General features: G+C 65.6%; 2 protein-coding genes. Both read right to left on the reverse strand.

The window, feature by feature from the left end; genetic code table 11:
• Positions 1-1,772 (reverse strand): ABC transporter ATP-binding protein (locus EN984_RS31870; protein WP_164765799.1); only part of this gene is annotated, 1,772 nt, incomplete at its 3' end.
• Positions 1,765-2,216, reverse strand: a 452-nt coding sequence (locus EN984_RS31875) for an ABC transporter permease (protein ID WP_164765800.1), incomplete at its 5' end; no start/stop codon positions are given. The genes EN984_RS31875 and EN984_RS31870, both read right to left, overlap by 8 nt.

Here is a 2,216-nt window from a genome sequence, read left to right on the forward strand (position 1 = left end):
GTATAGGGGTGATGCGGTCCGGAAAAGACGTCTTCCGATGGCCCAAGTTCCATGATGCGGCCGAGATAGAGCACGGCGATCTTGTCGGAGAGGTAACGCACCACGGCAAGGTCGTGCGAGATGAAGATGTAGCTGACGTCTTCCTTCGACTGCAGGTCGGCGAGCAGATTGAGGATGGCAGCCTGCACCGAGACGTCGAGCGCCGAGGTCGGCTCGTCGCACACCACGATGCGCGGGTCGCCGGCGAAGGCGCGCGCGATGGCGACGCGCTGCTTCAGGCCGCCGGAGAGCTGGCGCGGCTTGACGGCAAGATGGCGGTCGGTGAGCCGGACCGAGCGGACAAGGTCATTGAGGCGCGACTCCAGCGCTTTGCCGGAGAGGCCGGCCAGCCGCTTCAGTGCCCGGCCGATCAGATGGCGAATCGAATGCGAGCGGTTGAGAGCCGAATCCGGATTCTGGAAGACGATCTGCATCGCCTTGATCTGGTCGTCGCTGCGGTTCTCCAGCCGAGGCGCCAGCGCCTTGTCCTCGAGTTCGATGGTGCCGCCTTCGTCGGGCGGTACCAGGCCGAGCAGCAGCCTGGCGAAGGTCGTCTTGCCGCTGCCGGACTCACCGACCAGCCCGAGCGTCTCGCCGGGCCGCAAATCGACCGAGACATCCTTGACGGCGCGCAGTGCGTGACCGTGGCTGGAATAGGTCTTGTTCAACCCGGCGACGCGCAGCACTGGTGCTGCCGCCGGCTTTGGGGCGGGCGCCACATCGCTCGGTGTCGCGCGCGGCAGCGCCTGCGCCTTGTCGTGATGGAAGCAGCGCGACAGCCGGCCGCCCAGATCATAGAGCGGCGGCAATTCGCTGCGGCAGCGATCGTCGGCGAGCGCGCAGCGATCGGCGAAGGCGCAGCCCTTGATGTCGGCCCCGATGCCGGGCAGGAAACCCGGAATGGTGTCGAGCCGGCCCTGATCCTTGCGTTGGCCGCCGCGCGGCAGGCAGCGCAGCAGCGCCACCGTGTAGGGGTGGCGCGGATCGTTGAACACGACCTCCGTTGGTCCTTCCTCGACCAGCATGCCGGCATAGAGCACGCCGACCCGGTCGCACATGTTGGAAACGACGGCGAGGTTGTGGCTGATGAACAGGATAGAGGCTGACAGTTCCTGCCTGAGCTGTGCGATCAGGTCGAGCACTTCGGCCTCCACCGTCGCATCGAGGCCGGTGGTGGGCTCGTCGAGGATCAGCATCGACGGATCGTTGGCCAGCGCCATGGCAATCGCCAAGCGTTGCTGCATGCCGCCGGAAAGCTGGTGCGGGTAGCGCTGCATGACACTTGTCGGGTCGGAGATGCGCACTCGGTTCAGCATCGCAATCGCCCGGTCAGTGGCCGCTCGTCCCGAAACGCCGCCGAGTTCAAAAATCTCGGTCAGCTGACGGCCGACGCGGATCGATGGGTTCAGCGCCTTGCCCGGGTCCTGATAGACCATGGAGACGCTTTCCGCGCGCGCCCGCCTGAGCGCTTCGGCGTCAAGTTTCATCACATTCTGGCCGTCGAGCGAGATCGCGCCGCCGGTGATCGAGCCATTTCTCGGCAGATAGCGCACGACGGTGAGCGCCACTGTCGACTTGCCGCAACCGGACTCGCCGACCAGCCCATAGGCTTCGCCCTGGCCGATGGTGAGGCTGAGGTTGCGCAGCACGGCGCGATTGCGGCCGGCGACGCGGTAGGCAACCGAAAGATCGGTGAGTTCGAGTGCGTTTTCGGCCTTGGCGGAGTTAGTCATTGAGCGCTCCGTGAACGCCGTCGGCCGCCAGATTGACGCCGATCACCAGCGAAGCGATGGCGAGCGCATCGAACAGCACCGTCCACCAGAAGCCGCCGCCGATCATGCCGTAATTGTTGGAGATCGACAGCCCCCAGTCGGGCGAGGGCGGCTGGATGCCAAAGCCCATGAAGGAGAGCGTGGCGACGGCGAAAATGGCATAGCCGAGCCGCACGGTGGTTTCGACCAGGATCGGCGGGATGACGTTGGGCAGGATCTCGACGAACATCGTATGCAGGGCACTTTCATGCCTGAGTTGTGCGGCGGCGACATAGTCGAGCTCGCGCTCGGCCAGCACCGCCGAGCGCACGGTGCGCGCGATGATCGGCGCGAAGCTCAGGCCGATGACGACGATGACCGTCGTCTTGGAGGTGCCGAGCGCAACGATGGCCAACAGCGCAACGA

The organism is Mesorhizobium sp. M7A.F.Ca.CA.004.12.1.1 (assembly GCF_003997835.1).
In the GTDB taxonomy this organism is placed as follows: domain Bacteria; phylum Pseudomonadota; class Alphaproteobacteria; order Rhizobiales; family Rhizobiaceae; genus Mesorhizobium.